Genomic DNA, 21,874 nt, shown 5'->3' with positions numbered 1-21,874 from the left:
AACAAGTTCAATGGAGATCGGACCTCCGATTTCCATTGAAATCGCGGAGGGCCGTCACCTGGGGCCGGAGCGGGCCAGCTCGCCGCCGATGAAGTTCACCAGTTCGGGGAGGGCCTTGCGGTAGTAGCGGCTGTTGTGGCCGCCCGAGGTGGTGGAGGCGTACTCGGGCTCGGCGAGGCGGATGAAGCGGCGGGTGCCCTCGATGAACCGGTCCTCGGTGCCGCACCACACGCCCAGCGGCAGGTCGCCGAGCGACTTGATGTGCCGCAGCGGGTCGATGGCCGCCCACTCCGCCTCGTTGGCGAACGCCTTGCGCTTGCGCATCTCCGGCCAGCTGGTGATCAGCGCCGGGGACACCACCGCCGCCGCGGACAGCGGGTTGCCCATCTCGCGCCTGCGCCGCGCGTAGAGCAGCGCGCCGAAGCCGCCCATCGAGATGCCCGCCGCGGCGAACGGCAGGTGGCGCGGACCGCCGAGGTTGCGCTCGGCCAGCCAGCGCGGGACCTCGCCGAGCAGCATCCACAGCGGATCGTCGTTCGGGCGGCGGTGCCAGTAGTTGTTGCCGCCGCCGTCCACCGCCAGGAACGCGAACGGCGGGATGCGGTCCTCGGAGACGGCCGCGGTCAGCCAGTCCGGCAGCCCGCCCACCGACTTGCGCGCGTCGCCGAACCGCCCGTGCAGCATCAGGCAGACCGGAATCCCTTGGCGGGGAACGCCTTTCGGGAACATCAGCACGAAGTTGATGAAGCAGTTGCGGGCGGCCGAGTAGAGCCGCTCCACGGACACGTTCGACTGGTTCGCCAGCGGCACCGGGCCCCGGTCGGAGCCGACCCGAACCGACCGCCCAGGCCCAGCCCGAGAGCGGCGGCGCCGGTGATCCCGGCGGCCAGGACGCTGCGACGCGGCAGCAGGTTGCGTCCCTGCGAATCGCGCATGCGTCCTCCCCGTGGTTGCTCCCCGCTCTCCATCGTGCCAACGCCGCGCGGGGGCACCAACCGAATCCGTCCCTACCCGGCGATGTCCTTGGTCACGATGCGCTCGGTGCCGGTGTAGACGTTCATGGACCGCCCGCGCAGGAACCCGACCAGCGTCATGCCCTGCTCGGCGGCGAGGTCGACCGCCAGCGACGAGGGCGCGGACACGGCGGCCAGCACCGGCACCCCGGCCATGGCGGCCTTCTGCACCAGCTCGAACGACGCCCGCCCGGACACCATCAGCACGCATCCGGCCAGCGGCACCCGCTGCGCCAGCAGCGCCCAGCCGAGCACCTTGTCCACGGCGTTGTGCCGCCCCACGTCCTCCCGCACCACGAGCAGCTCGCCGTCGCCGCTGAACAGCCCGGCCGCGTGCAGGCCGCCGGTCGTGTCGAAGACGCGCTGGGCGGCGCGCAGCTGGTCCGGGAGGCCCACGAGGGTCTCCGAGGCGACGGTGAGCGGGTCGGCGGCGGGGGAGTGGCGGGTGCTCAGCCGGACCGAGTCCAGCGCGGCCTTGCCGCACACCCCGCACGAGGAGGTGGTGTAGAAGTTCCGGGTCACCGAGGAGTCGGGCGGCTGCACGCCGGGGGCGAGCACGACGTCGAGCACGTTGTAGGTGTTGCGCCCGTCCGGTCCGGGGCTGTCGCAGTAGCGCGCCGAGGACAGCTGCTCGCGGTCGTGGATGACGCCTTCGGTCAGCAGGAACCCGTGGGCGAGCTCGACGTCGTGACCGGGCGTGCGCATGGTCACCGACAGCGGTCGGCCGTCGACGCGGATCTCCATCGGCTCCTCGGCGGCGAGCGTGTCCGGTCTGCGGGTGGTCCCGTCGGCGGCGATCTTCAGCACCGGTCGCCGTACCGTGACGCGTCCCATCGGCCCCTCCTGGCGCGTTCGCTCGGCGGAAGACGACCCTCGTCGGACCGCCTCCGCACAAGTATGCTCAGCGCGCCTGATCAACAGCACGTGGCCGGGAGGCCTGATGGTCGCAGACCTGCTCTCTCCCACCCGGGTCGTCGCGCCCGTCGGCTGGAACCGCTGGCTGGTGCCGCCCGCGGCGCTGGCGGTGCACCTGGGCATCGGCCAGGTGTACGCCTGGAGCGTCTTCAAACCGCCGCTGGAGGACGCGCTCGGCCTGAGCGGAACGCTCAGCGCGCTGCCGTTCCAGCTCGGGATCGTGATGCTCGGGCTGTCCGCGGCGCTGGGCGGGACGCTGGTGGAGCGCCGCGGGCCGCGCTGGGCGATGGCGGTGGCCACCACCTGCTTCTCGCTGGGGTTCCTGATCTCCTCGCTGGGCGTCGCGCTCGGCCAGTACTGGCTGGTGGTGCTCGGCTACGGGTTCGTCGGCGGCATCGGGCTCGGGATCGGCTACATCTCGCCGGTGTCGACGCTGATCAAGTGGTTCCCGGACCGGCCGGGCATGGCCACCGGGATCGCCATCATGGGCTTCGGCGGCGGCGCGCTGATCGCCTCCCCGTGGTCGACGCAGATGCTGGCCTCCTTCGGCGGCGACCGGCCCGGCATCGCGCTGACGTTCCTGGTCCACGGGCTGGTCTACGCGGTGTTCATGTCGCTGGGCGCGGTGCTCATCCGGACGCCGCCGCCGGGCTGGAACCCGGGATCGGCCCGACCGGTGTCGCGGCCGATGATCACCACGGCGAACGTGACGGCCCGCAACGCGGTGCGCACCCCGCAGTTCTGGCTGCTGTGGGTGGTCCTGTGCTGCAACGTCACCGCGGGCATCGGCATCCTGGAGAAGGCCGCGCCGATGATCACCGGGTTCTTCGCGCAGAGCTCGACGCCGGTGGCGGCCGGGTCGGCGGCCGGGTTCGTCGCGCTGCTGTCGCTGACCAACATGGCCGGTCGGTTCATCTGGTCGTCCACATCGGACCTGGTGGGGCGCAAGAACATCTACCGCGTCTACCTGGGCGGCGGAGTGCTGCTGTACCTGGGGATCCTGCTGGCGGGCTCGTCCGGCGTCCCGGTGTTCGTGCTGTGCGCGATGCTCATCCTGTCCTTCTACGGCGGCGGTTTCGCCACCATCCCGGCCTACCTGAAGGACCTGTTCGGCACCGCGCAGGTCGGTGCGATCCACGGTCGGCTGCTCACCGCCTGGTCGGCGGCCGGGGTGCTGGGACCGCTGATCGTCAACGCGGTGGCCGACGCCCGCGAGGCGGCCGGTGCCACCGGCCCGGACCTGTACACCACCTCGCTGGTGATCATGATCGGCCTGCTGGTGGTCGGCTTCGCGGCCAACGAGCTGGTCCGCCCGGTCAACCCGAAGTTCCACGAACCGGAGGAGCGATGAACCGCCGAGCCGTCCTGGTGGTGTCCTGGGCGTGGGTGGGCCTGCCCTTCGCCTACGGCGTGTACGAGCTGGTCCAGAAGGTCTCCCAGCTGTTCACCGGCTGATCGCGGCCAGGCGGCGCCGGACGTGGTCCGGGAGGACCGCGGCCTTGCGGGCGAGGGTGTCGACGAACGCCGAGGTGAGCGGGTCGGGGCTGTGCCGGGTGTAGGCGGCCAGCGTGCGGTGGACCGGTGGGTCGGGCCGCAGGAGCTCGCCGTCGAACTGCCTCGGGATGATGTTCGCCGGGACCAGCGCCGGACCGAGCCCGGCGGCGGCGAGCATCGGCGCCGCGGCCGTCTGCTCGGCGCGGACCGCGGCGCGCGCCTGGAACCCGGCGCTGGCGCAAGCCCTGTCGAGCACCTCGGCGAGGCCGTTCTCCGGGCTGTAGTGCACCCAGCCGCGGTCGGCGAGCATCGCCAGCTCGACGCTCGTCGCGCCACCGGCCAGCGGGTCATCCGGCGGCAGCACCACGACGAACTCCTCCACGCCCAGCGCGTGCACCGGACCGTCCCAATCGGACGGTGCTGGGCCGACCGCGATGTCCGCCTGCCCGGCCGCCATCGCCGCCTTGAGCTCGTCACCGTGCCGGTGCTCGAAGAGCCGGATGTGCACGCCCGCGTGGTCTTTCCGCCACGCGCGCAGAACCGGTGGCAGCACGCCGAGGCTCGCTGAGTACACCGTGGCGAGCTGCAGCTCGCCGCTCTCCAGCCCGGACGCTTGCCGGGCGGCCGACCGCGCCCGCTCCGCGTCGGCGAGCGCGGCTCGCGCGTGCGGCAGCATCGCGCGGCCCATCGGCGTGAGCCGGACCGCGCGCGGCAGCCGCTCCAGCAGCGGTCCGCCCGCGTCCCGCTCCAGCGCGCGGACCTGGTGCGACAGCGCGGGCTGGGTGACGTGCAGCAGCTCGGCGGCGCGCGTGAACGACCCGGTGTCGACCACGGTCACCAGGTACTCGAACTGCCGCAACGTAGCCATGAGCAGAAGTTATCACTCCAAGAAACAACAAGCCTTGGACTTATCCAGCGGGGCGCACGAGAGTTGATGCCATGAGTCACCCCAGATCAACCCGAGTCCAGCCCGACCGCACCTCAGGGGACCGTGACGCAACTCAGCCACGAGAAACCGCGAAACGCGAGAGTGCTCCGGAACGCAACCACGACTGCGAATCGCGGAGAGGCGGGACGGCGTTGGTCGTCGGGGCGAACGGGGTGATCGGGCGCAACCTGGTCGAGCACCTGGTCACGCTCCCGGAGTGGGAGGTCGTCGGGGTGTCCCGGCGCGGCGGCGAGGACACCGACCGGGTCCGGTACCTGGCCGTGGACCTGCTGGACCCGCAGGACACCCGGCGGAAGCTGAGCGGGCTGACCGGCGTGACCCACCTCTTCTACGCGGCCTACCAGGACCGGCCGACCTGGGCCGAGCTGGTGCCGCCGAACATGGCGATGCTGACCAACGTCGTCGAGGCGGTCGAGGCCGCCGCGCCCGGTCTGCGCCACATCAGCCTCATGCAGGGCTACAAGGTCTACGGCGCGCACCTAGGCCCGTTCAAGACCCCGGCGCGGGAGACCGACGCCCGCCCGATGCCGCCCGAGTTCATGGCCGCGCAGCAGGACTTCCTGGAGCGGCGGCAGCCGGGCAAGTCGTGGACGTGGACCGCGCTGCGCCCCTCGGTGGTGGCCGGTTTCGCGCTCGGCAACCCGATGAACCTGGCGCTGGTGATCGCGGTCTACGCGGCGATCTGCAAGGAACTGGGCCTGCCGCTGCGCTTTCCGGGCAAGCCCGGGGCGTACGACTCGCTGCTGGAGATGACCGACGCGCGCCTGCTGGCGAAGGCGACGGTCTGGGCGGCGACCGCCGAGCAGGCGCAGAACCAGGCGTTCAACATCAACAACGGCGATCTGTTCCGCTGGCGGGAGATGTGGCCGAAGATCGCCGCGCACTTCGACCTGCCGGTGGGCGACCCGCTGCCGATGTCGCTGACCGACGTGATGGCCGACAAGGCCGAGCTGTGGCAGCGCATCGTCGCCGAGCACGACCTGGAACCGCTGTCCTACCAAGAGGTCTCGTCCTGGGGGTTCGGCGACTTCGTCTTCTCCTGGGACTACGACATGTTCGCCGACGGGTCCAAGGCGCGCCGCTTCGGCTTCCACGAGTTCGTCGACACCGAAGCGATGTTCCGGGAGATCTTCGACGACCTGCGCGAGCGCCGCATCATCCCCTGACAGGAGCCGAGATGGATCTGCAGCTGACCGACAAGGTCTACCTGGTGACCGGGGCGTCCGCCGGGATCGGCGAGGCGGCGGTGCGACTGCTGGCGGCGGAGGGCGCCAAGGTCGTCGGCGTGGCCCGGAACCCGCACTCGATCTGCGAACTCGGCAGCGGGGTGAGCGGGATCGCGGCCGACCTCACCGACCCGGCCGCCGCGGAGCACGTCGTCGCGACCGCGCTCAAGCGGCACGGTCGGTTGGACGGCCTGGTGAACAACGTCGGGGGCGTGCGCTCCCGCACGGGGTTCCTGGACGTGACCGACGAGGACTGGCAGCGGACCTTCGACCTGAACTTCCACTCGGCGGTCCGCACGACCCGCGCGGCGCTGCCCGCGCTGCTGGAGACCGGTGCTGGCAGCGTGGTGCACGTGACCAGCGAGGCGGCCCGCCTGCCGGACTTCCCGCTGGTCGACTACGCGGCGTCCAAGACGGCCCTGCTGGCGGTGTCGAAGTCCCTGGCGGCGGAGTTCGGCCCGCGCGGGGTGCGGTCCAACGTCGTCGCGCCCGGCCCGACGAGGACCTGGCTCTGGGACGCCCCGGGCGGCTTCGCCGAACAGCTAGCGGCCCAGTACGACCGCCCGGTGGACGAGGCGATCGACCACTTCGTCCGCGAGGTCCGCCGCCTCCCCTCGGGCCGCCTCGGCACCCCGGAGGACGTGGCCCGGGTGATCGTCTACCTGCTGTCCCCGCTGGCCGCCCAGGTCACCGGAGCGGAGTGGTCGGTCGACGGCGGAGCCCTCCGCGAGCTCTGACGCTCGTGAGCGGCGATGGCCGCAAGAACGACCATCGCCGCTCACGACGGGTAGGGTGTTCGGCGCTGGATGCGCGGGAGGTCACGTGGCGAACGGGGGAGTGCGCATCCCGGTGGAGTTCGTGGCGTCGGGCGGGCTTCCGCAGTGCTGTGCGGCGCATGGGAGGGCTGCGGTGCGGCGGGTTGACTTCGCCGTGCAGTCGCGCGTGCGGGTGGACGGCGACCGGCTGTTGAGCTCCAGTCCGCTCGGTGTGGCCGACCGGATCGGGGAACGGGCGCGGCGGGTCGAGGTCGCGCGGGCGCGCAGTTGGCCGTTGTGCCGCAGTTGCGCGCGGCGGCGGTCAGTCCTTTTCGGACTCGCTCAGGTGTTGTTCTGGGGTGGCTTGGCGTCGACCGCCGCGGCGCTGCTGATCCGGCTGATCGGCGGTGAGCAGGCCGCGTTCCTGGGGGTCCTGCTGCTGGGCGGGTTCTTCGCCGTGCTGGCTTCGGTCGCGCCCTTCGTCGCGGGCTCGCTGCCGCGCATCACCCGCGCCCGGACCTCCGACGACGGAGGGTGCGTGATCGTCGAGAACCCGCACCCGACCTTCGCCGAACAGGTCCGGGGCGGTCTCAGCCGCTGATCAGTTCGCGCAGTGCCTGGGCGGTGTCGTCGTCCACCCAGTCCGGGAGGGTGTCGAGCGCGGTTCGGATCGCTTCGCCGGTCGTGCTCGGCGCGGATTCCGCCGAGGACAGCCAATCGTCCAGGACGGGCCTTCCCCGACCGCCTCGGCGATCTGCAGCAGCAGGTCGAGGCAGAACCCGCGGCTCGTCGCGCGGCGGTCCTGGGCGAGCCTGGCGAGGGCGGGAACCGCTGCTGCGGTGGCCGGGCGCATGCAGCACGTGGCCTGCCCGCCCTCCCACACGACGAGCCGTTCTTCGAGCTCGCTCAGCGCTCGCTGGAACGCGGTGCCGTCGGCCTCCGGGTCGCGCAGCGCATCGAGGAGCGCGGGGACCACCGCGGTATCACCCCGGCAGTCCAGCACACCGTCCCAGTACCCGGTCATGCGCAGTTCCGTCAGCGCCGCTCCAGGCGGACGATGATCGCTTTGGAGACCGGGGTGTTGGACTTCTCCGCCACCGAGTTCAGCGGGACCAGGGGGTTGGCCTCCGGGTAGTAGGCAGCTGCGCAGCCCCGGGCCGTCGGGTAGGCGACGATGCGGAAGCGGTCCGCGCGGCGCTCCTCCACGCCGCCCTCACCCGGCCACTCGGAGATCACGTCGACCAGATCCCCTGCTGCGAAGCCGAGTTCGGCGATGTCGTCCGGGTGGACCAGGACCACCCGGCGGCCGTCCTCGACACCGCGGTAGCGGTCGGACAGGCCGTAGATCGTGGTGTTGTACTGGTCGTGGCTGCGCAGCGTCTGCAGCAGCAGGCGACCGGCCGGGACCTCGATCGGCTCCGGGACGTTCACCGTGAAGTTCGCCCTGCCCGTCGCGGTGGGGAAGGTCCGGCTGTCGCGCGGCGGGTGCGGCAGGACGAAGCCGTCCGGCTCGCGGACCTTGCGGTTGTAGTCCGCGCAGCCCGGCACCACGTTCGCGATGTGGTCGCGGATCACGTCGTAGTCGCGCTCGAAGGACTCCCAGCGCACCGGGTGCTGCGGGCCGAGCAGCTCGCGGGCCAGTCGGCAGATGATCGCGACCTCGGACAGCAGCTGGTCGGAGGCGGGCTTGAGCCGACCGCGCGAGCGGTGCACCACCGACATCGAGTCCTCGACGGTCACGAACTGCTCGCCACCGGCCTGCACGTCGCGCTCGGTGCGGCCGAGCGTCGGCAGGATCAGCGCGGTGCGGCCCGGCGTCACGTGCGAGCGGTTGAGCTTGGTCGACACCTGCACGGTCAGCTCGCAGCCGCGCAGGGCGCGCATCGTCGCCCCGGTGTCCGGCGTCGCCGAGACGAAGTTGCCGCCCATCCCGATGAACGCCTTGACCCGGCCGGACAGCATCGCGCGGATGGTGTCCACGGTGTCCAGACCGTGCTGGCGGGGCACCGGCACGCCGAACTCGTCCTCCAGCGCCGCCAGGAACTTCTCCGGCATCTTCTCCCAGATGCCCATCGTGCGGTCGCCCTGCACGTTGGAGTGGCCGCGCACCGGGCACACCCCGGCGCCGGGCTTGCCGATCATGCCGCGCAGCAGCAGGAGGTTCACCACCTCGCGGATCGTGGCCACGCCCTGCTTGTGCTGGGTCAGCCCCATCGCCCAGCAGGCCACGGTGCGCTGCGAGGACATCACCATCTCGGCGATCCGCTCGATCTGCTCCCGCGGCAGCCCGGTCGCCTCGGCGGTGGCCTCCCAGTCGACGTCGGCGGCCTGCGCGGCGAACTCGGCGAACCCGTGCGTCCAGCCGTCGACGAACTCCCGGTCCACCGCGCCCGCCTTGAGCACCAGCGCGTTGAGCGCCTTGAACAGCGCCAGGTCGCCGCCGATGCGGATCTGGGCGAACTCGTCGGCCAGCTGGGTGCCGTCGCCGACCACGCCGCGCGCGTTCTGCGGGTTCTTGAACCGCATCAGCCCGGTCTCCGGCAGCGGGTTGACCGCGATGATCCGCCCGCCGCGCCGCTTGACCTTCTCCAGCGACGACAGCATCCGCGGGTGGTTGGTGCCCGGGTTCTGCCCGACCACCAGCACCAGGTCGGCGTGCTCCACATCGGACAGCGACACCGATCCCTTGCCGATGCCGATGGTCTCGGTCAGCGCCGAGCCGGACGACTCGTGGCACATGTTCGAGCAGTCCGGCAGGTTGTTCGTGCCGAAGCTGCGCACCAGCAGCTGGTACAGGAAGGCGGCCTCGTTGCTGGTGCGGCCCGAGGTGTAGAACGCGGCCTCGTCCGGCGAGCCGAGCCCGCGCAGCCGCTCCGCGATCACCTCGAAGGCCTCGGACCACTCGATCGGGCGGTAGTGGGTGTCGCCGTCGCGCAGGATCACCGGGTGGGTCAGCCGCCCCTGCTGGCCCAGCCAGTAGTCGGTGCGCTCGGCCAGCTCGGCCACGCCGTGCCGGGCGAAGAACTCCGGCCCGACCCGGCGGGTGGTGGCCTCCTCGGCGACCGCCTTCGCGCCGTTCTCGCAGAACTCGGCGATCTTGCGCTTGTCGCCCTCCTCCTCGCGCGGGTCCGGCCACGCGCAGCCCGGGCAGTCGAAGCCGTCGCGCTGGTTGAGCAGCGGCAGCGTGCGCGCCGTGCGGGCCGCGCCCATCTGCTCCCAGCTGCGCTGCAGCGAGACCAGCACCCCCTTGACCCCGGCGGCGGCGCGGCCGGGCTCGCCGACTCGGAGGGCGTTCTCGTCGATGTCCTGCTCGGGGGCTCCACGCGACATGCGCCTAGCCTGCGACACCGCGCGCGACGCGGCACGGCGGGGGTGTCCAGCGTCACAACGGCGCTGGTCGCGGCGGGGGCGATGCCCGGAAAAACCGCTGAACAGGCACTCGTAGAATTCACCCCGTGACACAGACCCATGCCGCTCAGCACCGTGAACTTCCGTCGACCTGGAATCCGGCCGACGTAGAGGCCGAGCTGTACCGGCGCTGGGTAGAAGCCGAGTACTTCACCGCCGACGTCAACAGCGACAAGCCGCCGTTCTCGATCGTCATCCCGCCGCCGAACGTCACCGGCAACCTGCACATCGGGCACGCCTACGAGCACACCCAGATCGACATCATCACCCGGCGCCGCCGGATGCAGGGCTACGAGACGCTGTGGCTGCCGGGCATGGACCACGCCAGCATCGCGGTGCAGGCGCTGGTCGAGCGGCAGCTGCGCGATCAGGGCGTCGACCACCGCGAGCTCGGCCGCGAGGCGTTCGTGGAGCGGGTGTGGCAGTGGAAGGAGCAGTACGGCGGGGCGATCCTGGACCAGATGAAGCGCCTCGGCGACGGCGTCGACTGGTCCCGCGAGCGCTTCACCATGGACGCCGGGCTGTCCCGCGCGGTGCAGACGATCTTCAAGAAGCTCTACGACGACGGCCTGATCTACCGGGCCGAGCGGCTGGTCAACTGGTCGCCGGAGATGCGCTCGGCGATCAGCGACATCGAGGTTGAGCACAAGGAGGTCGACGGCGAGCTGGTCTCCATGCGCTACGGCGACGGGGAGAGCTCGATCGTGGTGGCCACCACCCGGATCGAGACCATGCTCGGCGACACCGCCGTCGCGGTGCACCCCGACGACGAGCGCTACCGGCACCTGGTCGGCACCGAGATCGAGCTGCCGCTGACCGGTCGCAAGATCCCGGTCGTCGCCGACGAGCACGTCGACCCGGAGTTCGGCACCGGCGCCGTCAAGGTCACCCCGGCGCACGACCCGAACGACTTCGAGATCGGCAAGCGGCACGACCTGCCGATGCTGACGATCATGGACGAGCAGGGCCGCATCGCCCACACCGGCACGCAGTTCGACGGCATGGACCGCTTCGAAGCGCGGGTCGCGGTGCGCGAGGCGCTGCGCGAGCAGGGCCGCATCGTCGAGGAGAAGCGGCCGTACCGGCACAGCGTCGGGCACAGCTCGCGGTCCAAGGAGCCGATCGAGCCGCGGCTGTCGCTGCAGTGGTTCGTCAAGGTCGGCCCGCTGGCCAAGGCGGCCGGGGACGCGGTCCGCGACGGCCGGGTCGCCATCCACCCGCCGGAGATGTCCAAGCGGTACTTCGACTGGGTCGACAACCTGCACGACTGGGCCATCTCGCGGCAGCTGTGGTGGGGCCACCGGATCCCGATCTGGTACGGCCCCAACGGCGAGGTCGTCTGCGTCGGCCCGGACGAGGAGCCGCCGTCGGGCGAGGGCTGGTACCAGGACGAGGACGTGCTGGACACCTGGTTCTCCTCCGGCCTGTGGCCGTTCTCCACGCTGGGCTGGCCGGACGACACCCCGGACCTGCGCAAGTTCTACCCGACCAGCGTGCTGGTCACCGGCTACGACATCCTCTTCTTCTGGGTCGCCCGGATGATGATGATGGGCCTGTACGCGATGGACGGCGTCGAGCCGTTCAAGGCGATCGTGCTGCACGGCATGGTCCGCGACGCGCACGGCAAGAAGATGTCCAAGTCGGCGGGCAACACGGTGGACCCGCTGGAGTGGATGGACACCTACGGCACCGACGCGTTGCGGTTCACCCTGGCCCGCGGCGCGAACCCGGGCACCGACTCGCCGATCAGCGAGGAGTGGGTGGCGGCGTCCCGCAGCTTCTGCACGAAGCTGTTCAACGCCACCAAGTTCGCCATGATGAACGGCGCGAAGGTGCCGGAGCGGTTGGCCGACCGGTCCGAGCTCACCGACGCCGACCGGTGGATCCTGGACCGCGCCGACCAGCTGGTGTCCGATGTGGATGCGCTGCTGGAGGACTTCCAGTTCGCCAAGGCCACCGAGGCGCTCTACCACTTCACCTGGGACGAGTTCTGCGACTGGTACCTGGAGCTGTCCAAGGTCCAGCTGGACGCGGACGGCGAGCGGGCGGAGCGGACCCGCGAGGTCCTCGGGTACGTGCTCGACGTGCTGCTGCGCCTGCTGCACCCGACGATCCCGTTCATCACCGAGACGCTGTGGACGGCGCTGACCGGCGGTGAGTCCGTGGTCGTCGCGGAGTGGCCGAAGCCGACCGGTGCGGTGGCCGACGAGGCGGCCGCGGAGCGGATCGCCGCCGTGCAGAAGCTGATCACCGAGATCCGGCGGTTCCGGTCCGACCAGGGCCTCAAGCCGGGGCAGCGGGTGGCGGCCAAGCTCGGCGGTGTCGCCGAGCTCGGGCTGGCCGACCACGTGCCCGCGGTGCGCTCGCTGGCCCGCGTCACCGAGCCGACCGACGGCTTCACCTCCTCCGCCTCCATCGAGGTCGGGCTGACCGGCGGCAACGTGTCGGTGGAGCTGGACCTCTCCGGGGCGGTGGACATCGCCGCCGAGCGCAAGCGCCTGGAGAAGGACCTGGCGGCGGCGGAGAAGGAGCTGACCGGCACCGACAAGAAGCTGACCAACCCGGCCTTCCTGGACAAGGCCCCGGCCGAGGTGGTGGACAAGATCAAGGCCCGCCGCGAGACGGCGCAGTCCGAGATCGAGCGCATCAAGGCCCGCCTGGAAGCCCTCCCGCAGGGCTGATCTCCGGCCCGAAGGGCACCTCCGGCTCGGTCGGAGGTGCCCTTCGCCGCGTTCAGGGGTTGGTCGCCGCGGCCAGGAAGATCGGGATCGCGCAGCTGAGGCGGTCGGTTTCGGCCCGGCGGCGCTGCTCGGCGATCCAGGAGTCCGCCTGCGCGTCGGTGATCGCACCCGTCGCGCGGGCGGCCCCGGCCAGCCCGAGGAACACCGGCAGGACGGACGGGCCGGTGAGCAGACCGGTGTGGACCTCCGCGATGACGTCGTGGAAACCGTGGTCCAGCAACAGGTTTCGGTAGCGGCGCGCGGCGTGCGGCTGGGCGACGGTGGCGAGCCGGGCCTGCACCGCGGCGCGGGTGGTCGCCATGTCGTCGGAGTCGACCAGGATCCCCTCCCAGTCCTGGCCCAGCAGCACGATGCGCCCGCCCGGCGCCAGCGCGCGCCTGGCCTCGGCCAGCGCGGCGGCCGGGTCGGCGATGGCGTGGAAGACCTTGTCGGCCCGGTAACCGGCCAGCTCGCCGTCGGCGAAGGGCAGCGCAGCGGCGTCGGCGACCCGGAACTCGGCCTCCGGGAACCGGGCGCGCGCCACCGCGACTATCTCCTCGTCGGGGTCCAGCCCGATCACTGAGGAACCGCGTTTGCGCAGCTCAGCAACAGCCCTCCCGGCGCCGCAGCCGACGTCGGCGACGAGCCCGGCGGTGGGCAGCAGCTGGTACGAGCGCTCGCGCAGCCGAGCAGCTTCGGGGCGCTCGTCGAAGCGGTCGAGGACCTCGATCAGGTTCGCGGTTGACATGCCGTCGAGCCTGCGACTTCATGTCGACGTGAAGTCAACACTCGGCATCGGCGAGCTGGCCGCGCACTTCGGCCTCGCCACCCACGTGCTGCGGCACTGGGAATCGATGGGGCTGCTCGCACCGGCCCGAGCCTCGGGGCGGCGCCGCTACGGCGCGGACGACCTGTACCGCGTGGCGATCATCCTGCGCGCCAAGCAGGCGGGACTCGGCCTCGACGCCATCCGGGAGGTGCTGGCGACCGCGGACCCCGGCGCGCGGCAGCGGATCATGCGGACCCACCGCGACGAGCTCCGCCGACGCATCGATGATCTACAGGCGTCCCTGGAGCTGATCGAGTGCGCATTGGACTGCGACCACGCCGACATCGCCACCTGCCCGCACTTCCAGCGGGTGCTCGACGAATCGGTGACGTCCGGCGCGGGCGTTCGCGGCCCCGGTCGCGGGGCTCCGGTCCGGAGCTGCGGCGGAGCCGTAGACTGAACTCGACATTTCGTCGTTCGCAGGGGAGTGGGCACTTGTCCGGCACCGATCCCGCCGCGCTGCAGGAGCTGCGCGCCGTGGAGGCCGAGCTCAACGAACGCTGGCCGGAGACCAAGATCGAACCGTCGCTGGACCGGATCCGGGCGCTCACCGATCTGCTCGCCGAGCCGCAGCGCAGCTACCCGGTGGTGCACATCGCCGGGACCAACGGCAAGTCGTCCACCTCGCGGATGACCGACGCCCTGCTGACCGGGCTCGGCCTGCGCACCGGCCGCTACACCAGCCCGCACCTGCAGCTGGCCACCGAGCGGATCAGCATCGACGCCAAGCCGATCAGCCCGGAGGCCTACGTCGAGGCCTACCGGGACGTCGCGCCGTACGTGTCCATCGTGGACTCCCGCAGCGACGTGCGGATGAGCAAGTTCGAGGTGCTGACCGGGATGGCCTTCGCGGCCTTCGCCGACGCCCCGGTGGAAGCGGCCGTGATCGAGGTCGGGCTGGGCGGCAGCTGGGACGCCACCAACGTCGCCGACGGCAAGATCGCGGTGGTCTGCCCGGTCGCGCTGGACCACGCCGAGTACCTCGGCGACGACATCGCAGGGATCGCCAAGGAGAAGGCCGGGATCATCAAGCCCGGTTCGATCGCCGTGGTCGCGGCCCAGCCCGCGGCCGCGCAGAAGGTAATCATGGAGCGCGTCGCGGAGGTCGACGCCACGGTGGCCCGCGAGGGCCAGGAGTTCGGCGTGCTGTCGCGGACCGTCGCGGTCGGCGGGCAGATGCTGCGCCTGCAGGGCTTGGGCGGCGTCTACGACGAGGTGTTCCTGCCGCTGCACGGCGAGCACCAGGCGCGCAACGCCGCGCTCGCGCTCGCCGCGACCGAGGCGTTCTTCGGCGCTGGCGCCGACCGCCAGCTCGACGTGGAACGGGTCCGCGAGGCCTTCGCGGGCGTCATCACACCGGGCCGCTTGGAGCGGGTGCGCTCCGCGCCGACCGTGCTGGTGGACGCCGCGCACAACCCGCACGGCGCCCGAGCCCTGGCCGACGCGCTGAGCTCGGAGTTCTCCTTCCGCCGCCTGGTCGCCGTGGTCGGCGTGCTCGGCGACAAGGACGCGCGCGGCATCCTGGCCGAGCTGGAACCGGTGGTCGAGGAGATCGTGCTGACCCGCACCTCCTCGCCGCGCGCGATGGACCCCGACGCGCTGGCGGGCGTGGCCAAGGACATCTTCGGCCCGGACCGCATCGTCGTCGAACCGCGGCTGGACGACGCGGTCGAGACCGCGGTCCAGCTCGCCGAGGAGACCGACGACCCCGGCGAATCGGTGTCCGGTGGCGGAGTGGTGATCACCGGCTCGGTGGTCACCGCGGGCGAGGCCCGAGCGTTGTTCGGCAAGGAACCAGCATGAACGATCAGAATCCGCAGTCCCGAACCCCGCGCGACCGCACCTCAGGGGACCGTGACGCAACTCAGCCACAAGAATCCGCGCAACGCGAGACCACTGCGAAGCGCGACGGCAGCGGTGAACCGCGGGGAGGCGGAACTGTGCCCGATTCGGGCAAGGGGTTGCCGGAGGCGCCGCCCGGTGTGCGCGACCCGTGGAAGGGCCTGCGCGGGATCATGGCTGGCACGCTGGTGCTGGAGTTCATCACCTTCATGCTGGCGCTGCCGGTGGTCTGGCGGTTCGGCGGCGGGGTGTCCAGCGCCGGGTTCGTCATCGTCGCGGTGCTGTCGGTGCTGATGCTGGCGGCCGCGTTCGTGCAGCGCCGCCCGTGGGGCCTGGCGGTGGCGCTGGTCCTGCAGGGCGCGATGGTCCTGTGCTACTTCGTGCACCCGTCGGTCGGCATCATGGGCGCGATCTTCGCCGCGATCTGGGGCTACATCCTGTACCTGCGCAACGACGTGGCCCGCCGCATGCGCGAGGGCCAGCTCTACGACCAGCTCGGCCACCCGCCCGGCTACCCCCCGGAGGACAAGACCGACTGACGGTCGCCGCTCTAGCCGATGTCGACGACGGCGCGGCCGATGATCTCGCCGCGCTTGAGGGCGTCGTAGGCCTCCTGGACCTGGTCGAAGGGGTAGCGGCGGCTGATCGCGTCCTGCGGGCGCAGGAGACCCCGGGCCACCAGGTCGAGCAGGACCGGCATGTCGCGGCGCGGCTTGGCGCCGTAGGAGCCCTTGATCTGCAGCTTGCGGCGGGCGATGGTGGCCAGGTCGAACTCGCCGGTCGTCCCGCGGGCGGCGATGCCGACCACCACGACCTGCCCGCCCTCCACCACCGAGTCGCGCGCCACGTTGAACGTCGGCACCGCGCCCAGCGCCTCGAACGCGACGTCGACGCCGCGCCCGCCGGTCAGCTCGCGGATCGCGGCCGGGGCGTCCACCTCGGCCGAGTTGACCAAGTGCGTGGCGCCCAGCTCCTCCGCCCCGGCCAGCTTCTCGTCGCTGATGTCGACGGCGATGATCATCGACGCGCCGAACACCGACGCCAGCTGGATCAGCGCCGAACCGACACCGCCCGCCGCGACCACCGCCACGGTGTCGCCGACGTGCAGGTCCGCCGCGTGCCGCAGCGCGCCGTAAGCGGTCATCGTCGAGCAGCCCACCGACGCGACGTCGGCCAGCTCCACGCCCTCGGGCACCCGGTACACCGAGGTCGCCGGGGTGACGCACCGCTCGGCGAGCCCGCCCATGGAGTACATCCACACCGGCTCGCCGTCCGGCCGGAACAGCCTGGTCTCGTCGTCGTAGAGCCGCCCCTTGCCCCGGTTGAACTCGAAGAACCGCTGGCAGATCTCCTCGTTGCCGCGGGCGCACTGCGCGCACTGGCCGCACGGCATGATGAAGCTGGTGACCACGGGGTCGCCCACCGCGAGCTCGGTGACGCCCGGGCCGACCTCGGCGATCACGCCCGCGACCTCGTGCCCCAGCACCGTCGGGGTGGGGAACGGCAGCTCGCCCTTGAGCACGTGCAGGTCGGTGTGGCAGGCGCCGCAGGAGCGCACGTCGATGGCGACCTCGCCGGCCTTCGGCCGCGGGTCGGCGAGCTCCTCGATCCGCATCGGCTGGTTCGCGGCGGTGTGCACGGCGGCGCGCATCCGGACCTCCTCGTCAGACCGGCCAGTCGGTTTGACGGTGAAGCTATCGCGCCGATCCGCCGCGCACCAGGCCCGCGAACGGCACGCACTCTTCACCTCGGCGTCGTCCAGCGGTGATCCGGCAGCCGCCTGGCGCGTATAGAACCAGCGGCATGAGCACCGATCCCGCGCTGAACCGGCGCACCCTGCTCCGGGGTGCCGCCGCCACCGGCCTCGCCGCCACCGGTCTGCTGCTGTCCGGCGCCCCGGCCTTCGCCCGCTCCGGACGTCCCGAGCTGACCCACGGCGTGCAGCTCGGGGATCCGAGCCCGGACGGCGCCGTGGTGTGGACCCGCGCAGACCGGCCGTCGCGGATGTTCGTCGAGGTCTCCCGGCACGCCGACTTCCGCGACGCGCGCCGGGTCCCGGGCCCGCTGCTGACCCCGGAGACCGACGGCACCGGGGAGCTCCGGCTGGGCGGGCTGCCGCCGGGGCAGCAGCTGCACTACCGCGTCGTCGCCCAGGACCTGGACGGCCGGGTGGACAGCGAGCCGCTGACCGGCACCTTCCGCACCGTGCCGCGCGGCCGCCGCGACGTGCGGTTCCTGTGGTCGGGCGACGTCGTCGGGCAGGGCTGGGGCATCAACCCGGACGTCGGCGGCATGACGATCTACAACGCGATGGCCGCCCGCAACCCCGACTTCTTCCTGCACAGCGGGGACACGGTGTACGCCGACGGCCCGCTGGAGGAGTCGGTGACGCTGCCGGACGGGCGGGTGTGGCGCAACATCGTCACCCCGGAGAAGTCCAAGGTGGCCGAGACGCTGGCCGAGTACCGCGGGCAGTTCGCCTACAACCTGCTCGACGAGAACTTCCGCCGCTTCGCCGCTCAGGTGCCGCAGCTGGTGCAGTGGGACGACCACGAGGTCACCAACAACTGGTACCCCGGCGAGGTCCTGGACTCCGACAAGTACACCGAGAAGCGCGTGGACGTGCTGGCCCAGCGGGCCTTCCAGGCGTTCCACGAGTGGCAGCCGGTCCGCCGCCAGGACGCGGTGGACGGCCGGGTGTACCGCAAGGTCCCGCACGGCCCGCTGCTCGACGTGTTCGTGCTGGACATGCGCAGCTACCGCGACCCGAACTCGACGGGCACCAGCCCGGAGCGGATCCTCGGCGAGCGTCAGGCGCGGTGGCTGGTCGACGAGCTCAGCCGGTCGCGCGCGACCTGGAAGGTGATCGCCTCGGACATGCCGATCGGCATCGTCGTCCCCGACGGCGACAAGATCGAGGGCGTCGCCAACGGCCTGCCCGGCGTGCCCAACGGGCGCGAAGCGGAGCTGGCCTGGGTGCTGCAGGAGATCAGCCGCCGCGGGGTGCGCAACATCGTCTGGCTGACCGCGGACGTGCACTACTCGGCGGCGATCCACTACTCCCCGGAGCGCGCGGCCTTCGAGGGCTTCGACCCGTTCTGGGAGTTCGTCTCCGGCCCGCTGCACGCCGGTGCCTTCGGCCCGAACAAGCTCGACCCGACCTTCGGGCCCGAGCAGGTCTTCGTCAGCGCGCCGACCCGCCAGGGCGCCTCGCCGCTGGAGGGCTTCCAGCACTTCGGCGAGGTCAACATCGACGCCCGCACCGGCCAGCTCCACGTCGACCTCCGCGACCAGGCGGGCCGCTCCCTCTGGGCCAAGACCCTCGACCCCCAGCGCTGACCAGCCGTCCCGCAGCGGTGCGGAGTGGCCCGGCGTCGGGCTCGTCACCTGCATCGATACGCTGGCGGGCAAATCGGGCGCGGTGCGTGGTGGCACCTGGCGCCGAAGGCGACGAAGGAGGACAACCGTGAGCGAGCGCACCCTGGTCCTGGTCAAGCCCGACGGGGTCGAGCGCGGCCTGGTCGGCGAGGTGATCAGCCGGATCGAGCGCAAGGGCCTGAAGCTGGTCGCGCTGGAGCTGAAGAACGTCGACCGCGAGCTGGCCGAGCAGCACTACGCCGAGCACGACGGCAAGCCGTTCTTCGGTTCCCTGATCGAGTTCATCACCTCCGGCCCGGTGGTGGCCGCGTGCGTCGAGGGCCCGCGCGCCATCGCGGCGTTTCGCCAGCTGGCCGGCGGCACCGACCCGGTCGAGAAGGCCGCGCCGGGCAGCATCCGCGGCGACTTCGGCCTGGAGGTCCAGTTCAACCTCGTGCACGGCTCGGACTCGCCGGAGTCCGCCGAGCGCGAGCTCAAGCTCTGGTTCCCGGAGCTCTGACGCCGGTGACCGGGATCGACCCGGCGGGCTTCGTCACCGGGCCGCACCGGGTGGACACCGTCCACCCGGACCTGGCGGACGCGCTGGCCGACCTGATCGGGCGGGTCACCGTCGCCGGGGGAGCGATCGGGTTCAGCCCGGCCGATCCGGTCGACGAGCTGCGCGCCGTGGCGGACCAGGTGGTCGAGGACGTCCGCAACCGGGCGGTGCACCTGATCACCATCGGTCAGCAGCACGAGCTGGTCGGCTTCGCGGTGCTGCGCCCCGGCAAGCTGCCGGTCCGCAGGCACACCGGCGAGCTGGAGTGGCTGGCGGTGGACCCGAGGTTGCAGGGCGCGGGCTGGGGCAAGCAGCTGCACGACGCCGTCCTGGTGCAGGCCCGGGCGCTGGGCCTGGAGAAGCTGGAGCTGATCGCCCGCGGCGGTCACGGCCTGGAGCGCTTCTACGGGGCGCTGGGCTGGGTCGAGCGGGGCCGCTGGCCGGGAGCGGTGCGCGTCGCCCCCGGCGACGACCGGGACAAGATCTGGTTCACGCGCGACGTCTGAATTCCGTGTTGCGCGGTTCCGGCGGAGAGCGCGAGTCGACTCCGCCGGAATCGCCCCCGCTCCTCGGCGAGGGGTCGGGCCTTTACCCTGGTTGGGTGCGTGTGGAGTCCGTTTTCGACAGGTTGGAACCGCTGCTGTCGCGGGTGTCCAAGCCCGTGCAGTACGTGGGTGGGGAGCTCAACGCGACCCTGAAGGCGTGGGACGACACCGCCGTCCGGTGGTGCCTGATGTACCCCGACGCCTACGAGGTCGGGCTGCCCAACCAGGGCGTCCAGATCCTCTACGAGATCCTCAACGAGCAGCCGGACGTGCTGGCCGAGCGCACCTACGCGGTGTGGCCGGACCTCGAGGCGCTGATGCGCGAGCACGGCATCCCGCAGTTCACCGTGGACGCGCACCGCCCGGTCGGTGCCTTCGACGTGCTCGGCGTCAGCTTCGCCACCGAGCTGGGCTACACGAACCTGCTCGGCGCGCTGGACCTGGCCGGGATCCCGCTGCACGCCACCGACCGCACCGACGACCACCCGATCGTGCTGGCGGGCGGCCACGCGGCGTTCAACCCGGAGCCGATCGCCGACTTCCTGGACGCCGCCGTGCTCGGCGACGGCGAGGAAGCCGTCCTGGAGATCACCGAGGCCGTCCGCCGCTGGAAGGCGGAGGGCCGACCGGGCGGCCGCGACGAGCTGCTGCTGCGCCTGGCCGAGTCCGGCGGGGTGTACGTCCCGAAGTTCTACGACGTCAGCTACCGCGAGGACGGCGCGATCGACCAGGTCGTGCCCAACCAGGAGCGCGTGCCGTACCGGGTCTTCAAGCGCACCACCATGGAGCTCGACGACTGGCCCTACCCGAAGCAGCCGCTGGTCCCGCTGGCCGAGAGCGTGCACGAGCGGATGAGCGTGGAGATCTTCCGCGGCTGCACCCGCGGCTGCCGGTTTTGCCAGGCCGGGATGATCACCCGACCGGTGCGGGAGCGCTCCATCGAGGGCATCGGCGAGATGGTGCAGCGCGGGCTGGAGGCGACCGGGTTCGAGGAGGTCGGGCTGCTGTCGCTGAGCTCGGCCGACCACTCCGAGATCGCCGAGATCACCAAGGGGCTGGCCGACCGCTACGAGGGCACCAACACCGGCCTGTCGCTGCCGTCCACCCGGGTGGACGCGTTCAACATCGACCTGGCCAACGAGCTGTCCCGCAACGGCCGCCGCTCCGGGCTGACCTTCGCCCCGGAGGGCGGCAGCGAGCGGATCCGCCGGGTGATCAACAAGATGGTGTCGGAGGAGGACCTGATCCGCACCGTCTCGGCGGCCTTCGCGAACGGCTGGCGGCAGGTCAAGCTGTACTTCATGTGCGGTCTGCCCACCGAGACCGACGAGGACGTGCTGCAGATCGCCGAGATGGCCAAGGAGGTCATCCGCGCAGGTCGGGAGGCCTCCGGGCGGAAGGACATCCGCTGCACGATCTCCATCGGCGGGTTCGTGCCCAAGCCGCACACCCCGTTCCAGTGGGCCTCGCAGACCGACCCGGACACCGTCGACGCGCGGCTGCGCAAGCTGCGCGAGGCGATCAACTCCGACCGCAAGCTGGGCCGCAACATCGGCATGCGCTACCACGACGGCAAGCCGTCGATGATCGAAGGCCTGCTCTCCCGGGGTGACCGGCGGCTGGGCCGGGTCATCGAGCGGGTGTGGCGCGAGGGCGGCCGCTTCGACGGCTGGAACGAGCACTTCTCCTACGAGCGCTGGGTCTCCTGCGCCGCGGCCGAGCTCGAGCCGCTCGGCGTGGACCTGGACTGGTTCACCACCCGGGAGCGGACCGAGGACGAGGTCCTGCCGTGGGACCACCTGGACTCCGGGCTGGACAAGGAGTGGCTCTGGGCGGACTGGCAGGACGCGCTGGACGCCCGCGAGCAGGACGACTGCCGCTGGACGCCGTGCTTCGACTGCGGCGTGTGCCCGACCATGGGCACCGACATCGAGGTCGGGCCGACCGGGCGCAAGCTGCTGCCGATCTCCCCGGTCGGCCAGGGCTCCCCGGTCCGCAACCCGGCCTTCAACCAGGGCTGAGCACCTCCGGAGGCCACCGTTTCCGCTGGTCAGGTCCCGTGAGTCACAGCCCCGCAAAACACTCACGGCTTCCTGCCAGCGGAAATGCGGCGGTGATGGCCGAGTTCTCGGTGTTGCGGCCCTCGGCGGGGTACGGTCCTTCGAAAACTGGCCCGCAGGTGTTGTCACACTGCGGTTGAGCAAGCAAGCATCGGCATCGGAGCGGTCGGCGAGGACCGCCGATGACGATCATGGTCGGGAG

20 protein-coding genes are annotated in these 21,874 nt (G+C 71.6%); 13 read left to right on the top strand and 7 right to left on the bottom strand.

The window, feature by feature from the left end; genetic code table 11:
• Window positions 1-54: 54 nt before the first annotated feature.
• Together F1721_RS27300 and fdhD are read right to left on the bottom strand one after the other, a co-directional pair.
• The gene (locus F1721_RS27300) at window positions 55-786 is read right to left on the bottom strand and encodes an alpha/beta hydrolase (protein ID WP_246155338.1); all 732 of its coding nucleotides are present in this window, start codon (window positions 784-786) and stop codon (window positions 55-57) included.
• A gap of 221 nt (window positions 787-1,007) precedes the next feature.
• Entirely contained in the window at window positions 1,008-1,847 is an 840-nt protein-coding gene (fdhD, locus tag F1721_RS27295) for a formate dehydrogenase accessory sulfurtransferase FdhD (protein ID WP_150069664.1), read from the bottom strand.
• Window positions 1,848-1,953: 106 nt separating this feature from the next.
• Here fdhD and F1721_RS27290 point away from each other — a divergent pair, with 106 nt between their 5' ends.
• On the top strand, window positions 1,954-3,279 hold the full coding sequence (locus tag F1721_RS27290) for an OFA family MFS transporter (RefSeq protein WP_150069663.1): 1,326 nt from the start codon (window positions 1,954-1,956) through the stop codon (window positions 3,277-3,279).
• Window positions 3,276-3,383: an MFS transporter small subunit gene (locus F1721_RS35700; protein ID WP_425474421.1), complete on the top strand. Its 108-nt coding sequence runs from the start codon at window positions 3,276-3,278 to the stop codon at window positions 3,381-3,383. The genes F1721_RS27290 and F1721_RS35700 overlap by 4 nt, the downstream gene beginning before the upstream one ends.
• On the opposite strand, the gene F1721_RS27285 is transcribed toward F1721_RS35700, so the two are convergent.
• Entirely contained in the window at window positions 3,373-4,290 is a 918-nt protein-coding gene (locus F1721_RS27285; protein ID WP_150069662.1) for a LysR family transcriptional regulator, read from the bottom strand. The two genes, F1721_RS35700 and F1721_RS27285, sit on opposite strands and share 11 nt — an antisense overlap.
• A 212-nt stretch (window positions 4,291-4,502) precedes the next feature.
• Between F1721_RS27285 and F1721_RS27280 the strand changes: the two genes are divergently transcribed.
• The 3 genes from F1721_RS27280 to F1721_RS27270 all read left to right on the top strand — a co-directional run bounded on the left by F1721_RS27280 (window position 4,503) and on the right by F1721_RS27270 (window position 6,953).
• Window positions 4,503-5,537 (top strand): SDR family oxidoreductase, encoded by a 1,035-nt coding sequence (locus tag F1721_RS27280; RefSeq protein WP_246155337.1) that lies wholly within the window; start codon window positions 4,503-4,505, stop codon window positions 5,535-5,537.
• An 11-nt stretch (window positions 5,538-5,548) separates the two neighbouring features.
• Window positions 5,549-6,334 (top strand): SDR family NAD(P)-dependent oxidoreductase, encoded by a 786-nt coding sequence (locus tag F1721_RS27275; RefSeq protein ID WP_150069660.1) that lies wholly within the window; start codon window positions 5,549-5,551, stop codon window positions 6,332-6,334.
• A gap of 382 nt (window positions 6,335-6,716) precedes the next feature.
• Window positions 6,717-6,953 (top strand): hypothetical protein, encoded by a 237-nt coding sequence (locus F1721_RS27270; protein WP_150069659.1) that lies wholly within the window; start codon window positions 6,717-6,719, stop codon window positions 6,951-6,953.
• On the opposite strand, the gene F1721_RS27265 is transcribed toward F1721_RS27270, so the two are convergent.
• On the bottom strand, window positions 6,954-7,376 hold the full coding sequence (locus F1721_RS27265) for a hypothetical protein (RefSeq protein ID WP_150069658.1): 423 nt from the start codon (window positions 7,374-7,376) through the stop codon (window positions 6,954-6,956).
• Window positions 7,377-7,387: 11 nt separating this feature from the next.
• Window positions 7,388-9,682 carry an FdhF/YdeP family oxidoreductase gene (locus F1721_RS27260; protein WP_150069657.1) on the bottom strand — a complete coding sequence of 765 codons (2,295 nt, stop codon included), beginning with the start codon at window positions 9,680-9,682 and terminating at the stop codon, window positions 7,388-7,390.
• Window positions 9,683-9,807: 125 nt separating this feature from the next.
• Here F1721_RS27260 and F1721_RS27255 point away from each other — a divergent pair, with 125 nt between their 5' ends.
• Window positions 9,808-12,441, top strand: a complete 2,634-nt coding sequence (locus F1721_RS27255) for a valine--tRNA ligase (RefSeq protein ID WP_150069656.1) — start codon at window positions 9,808-9,810, stop codon at window positions 12,439-12,441.
• Window positions 12,442-12,493: 52 nt separating this feature from the next.
• On the opposite strand, the gene F1721_RS27250 is transcribed toward F1721_RS27255, so the two are convergent.
• On the bottom strand, window positions 12,494-13,228 hold the full coding sequence (locus F1721_RS27250; RefSeq protein WP_150069655.1) for a methyltransferase domain-containing protein: 735 nt from the start codon (window positions 13,226-13,228) through the stop codon (window positions 12,494-12,496).
• A 28-nt stretch (window positions 13,229-13,256) separates the two neighbouring features.
• On the opposite strand from F1721_RS27250, the gene F1721_RS27245 reads away from it, so the two are divergent.
• The 3 genes from F1721_RS27245 (at window position 13,257) to F1721_RS27235 (ending at window position 15,690) form a co-directional block, all read left to right on the top strand.
• Window positions 13,257-13,709 (top strand): helix-turn-helix domain-containing protein, encoded by a 453-nt coding sequence (locus F1721_RS27245; protein WP_246155336.1) that lies wholly within the window; start codon window positions 13,257-13,259, stop codon window positions 13,707-13,709.
• 35 nt (window positions 13,710-13,744) lie between these two features.
• The gene (gene folC, locus F1721_RS27240) at window positions 13,745-15,112 is read left to right on the top strand and encodes a bifunctional tetrahydrofolate synthase/dihydrofolate synthase (protein ID WP_150069653.1); all 1,368 of its coding nucleotides are present in this window, start codon (window positions 13,745-13,747) and stop codon (window positions 15,110-15,112) included.
• 137 nt (window positions 15,113-15,249) lie between these two features.
• Window positions 15,250-15,690 carry a DUF4233 domain-containing protein gene (locus F1721_RS27235; protein WP_246155335.1) on the top strand — a complete coding sequence of 147 codons (441 nt, stop codon included), beginning with the start codon at window positions 15,250-15,252 and terminating at the stop codon, window positions 15,688-15,690.
• A gap of 11 nt (window positions 15,691-15,701) precedes the next feature.
• On the opposite strand, the gene F1721_RS27230 is transcribed toward F1721_RS27235, so the two are convergent.
• Window positions 15,702-16,802, bottom strand: coding sequence for a zinc-binding dehydrogenase (locus F1721_RS27230; protein WP_150069651.1), 1,101 nt, complete (start codon window positions 16,800-16,802; stop codon window positions 15,702-15,704).
• A 152-nt stretch (window positions 16,803-16,954) separates the two neighbouring features.
• Here F1721_RS27230 and F1721_RS27225 point away from each other — a divergent pair, with 152 nt between their 5' ends.
• The 4 genes from F1721_RS27225 (at window position 16,955) to F1721_RS27210 (ending at window position 21,633) form a co-directional block, all read left to right on the top strand.
• Window positions 16,955-18,490, top strand: coding sequence for an alkaline phosphatase D family protein (locus F1721_RS27225; RefSeq protein WP_150069650.1), 1,536 nt, complete (start codon window positions 16,955-16,957; stop codon window positions 18,488-18,490).
• Between the two features lie 127 nt (window positions 18,491-18,617).
• Window positions 18,618-19,028, top strand: coding sequence for a nucleoside-diphosphate kinase (ndk, locus tag F1721_RS27220; protein WP_150069649.1), 411 nt, complete (start codon window positions 18,618-18,620; stop codon window positions 19,026-19,028).
• A gap of 5 nt (window positions 19,029-19,033) precedes the next feature.
• On the top strand, window positions 19,034-19,573 hold the full coding sequence (locus F1721_RS27215; RefSeq protein WP_246155334.1) for a GNAT family N-acetyltransferase: 540 nt from the start codon (window positions 19,034-19,036) through the stop codon (window positions 19,571-19,573).
• 95 nt (window positions 19,574-19,668) lie between these two features.
• The gene (locus F1721_RS27210) at window positions 19,669-21,633 is read left to right on the top strand and encodes a TIGR03960 family B12-binding radical SAM protein (protein WP_150069648.1); all 1,965 of its coding nucleotides are present in this window, start codon (window positions 19,669-19,671) and stop codon (window positions 21,631-21,633) included.
• Window positions 21,634-21,874: the final 241 nt, after the last annotated feature.

Origin of the sequence: Saccharopolyspora hirsuta (assembly GCF_008630535.1) — a bacterium.
Classification (GTDB): Bacteria; Actinomycetota; Actinomycetes; order Mycobacteriales; family Pseudonocardiaceae; genus Saccharopolyspora; species Saccharopolyspora hirsuta.
The sequence above is the reverse complement of the archived record's forward strand: the minus strand, read 5'-3'. Positions and strand labels throughout refer to the sequence as shown.

What these genes read in the sequence shown, in the direction of transcription:
- fdhD (WP_150069664.1), bottom strand. Translation starts at nt 1,847, where the DNA reads ATGGGACGCGTCACGGTACGGCGACCGGTGCTGAAGATCGCCGCCGAC.
- F1721_RS27290 (WP_150069663.1), top strand. Translation starts at nt 1,954, where the DNA reads ATGGTCGCAGACCTGCTCTCTCCCACCCGGGTCGTCGCGCCCGTCGGC.
- F1721_RS35700 (WP_425474421.1), top strand. Translation starts at nt 3,276, where the DNA reads ATGAACCGCCGAGCCGTCCTGGTGGTGTCCTGGGCGTGGGTGGGCCTG.
- F1721_RS27285 (WP_150069662.1), bottom strand. Translation starts at nt 4,290, where the DNA reads ATGGCTACGTTGCGGCAGTTCGAGTACCTGGTGACCGTGGTCGACACC.
- F1721_RS27275 (WP_150069660.1), top strand. Translation starts at nt 5,549, where the DNA reads ATGGATCTGCAGCTGACCGACAAGGTCTACCTGGTGACCGGGGCGTCC.
- F1721_RS27265 (WP_150069658.1), bottom strand. Translation starts at nt 7,376, where the DNA reads ATGACCGGGTACTGGGACGGTGTGCTGGACTGCCGGGGTGATACCGCG.
- F1721_RS27260 (WP_150069657.1), bottom strand. Translation starts at nt 9,682, where the DNA reads ATGTCGCGTGGAGCCCCCGAGCAGGACATCGACGAGAACGCCCTCCGA.
- F1721_RS27250 (WP_150069655.1), bottom strand. Translation starts at nt 13,228, where the DNA reads ATGTCAACCGCGAACCTGATCGAGGTCCTCGACCGCTTCGACGAGCGC.
- F1721_RS27230 (WP_150069651.1), bottom strand. Translation starts at nt 16,802, where the DNA reads ATGCGCGCCGCCGTGCACACCGCCGCGAACCAGCCGATGCGGATCGAG.
- F1721_RS27225 (WP_150069650.1), top strand. Translation starts at nt 16,955, where the DNA reads ATGAGCACCGATCCCGCGCTGAACCGGCGCACCCTGCTCCGGGGTGCC.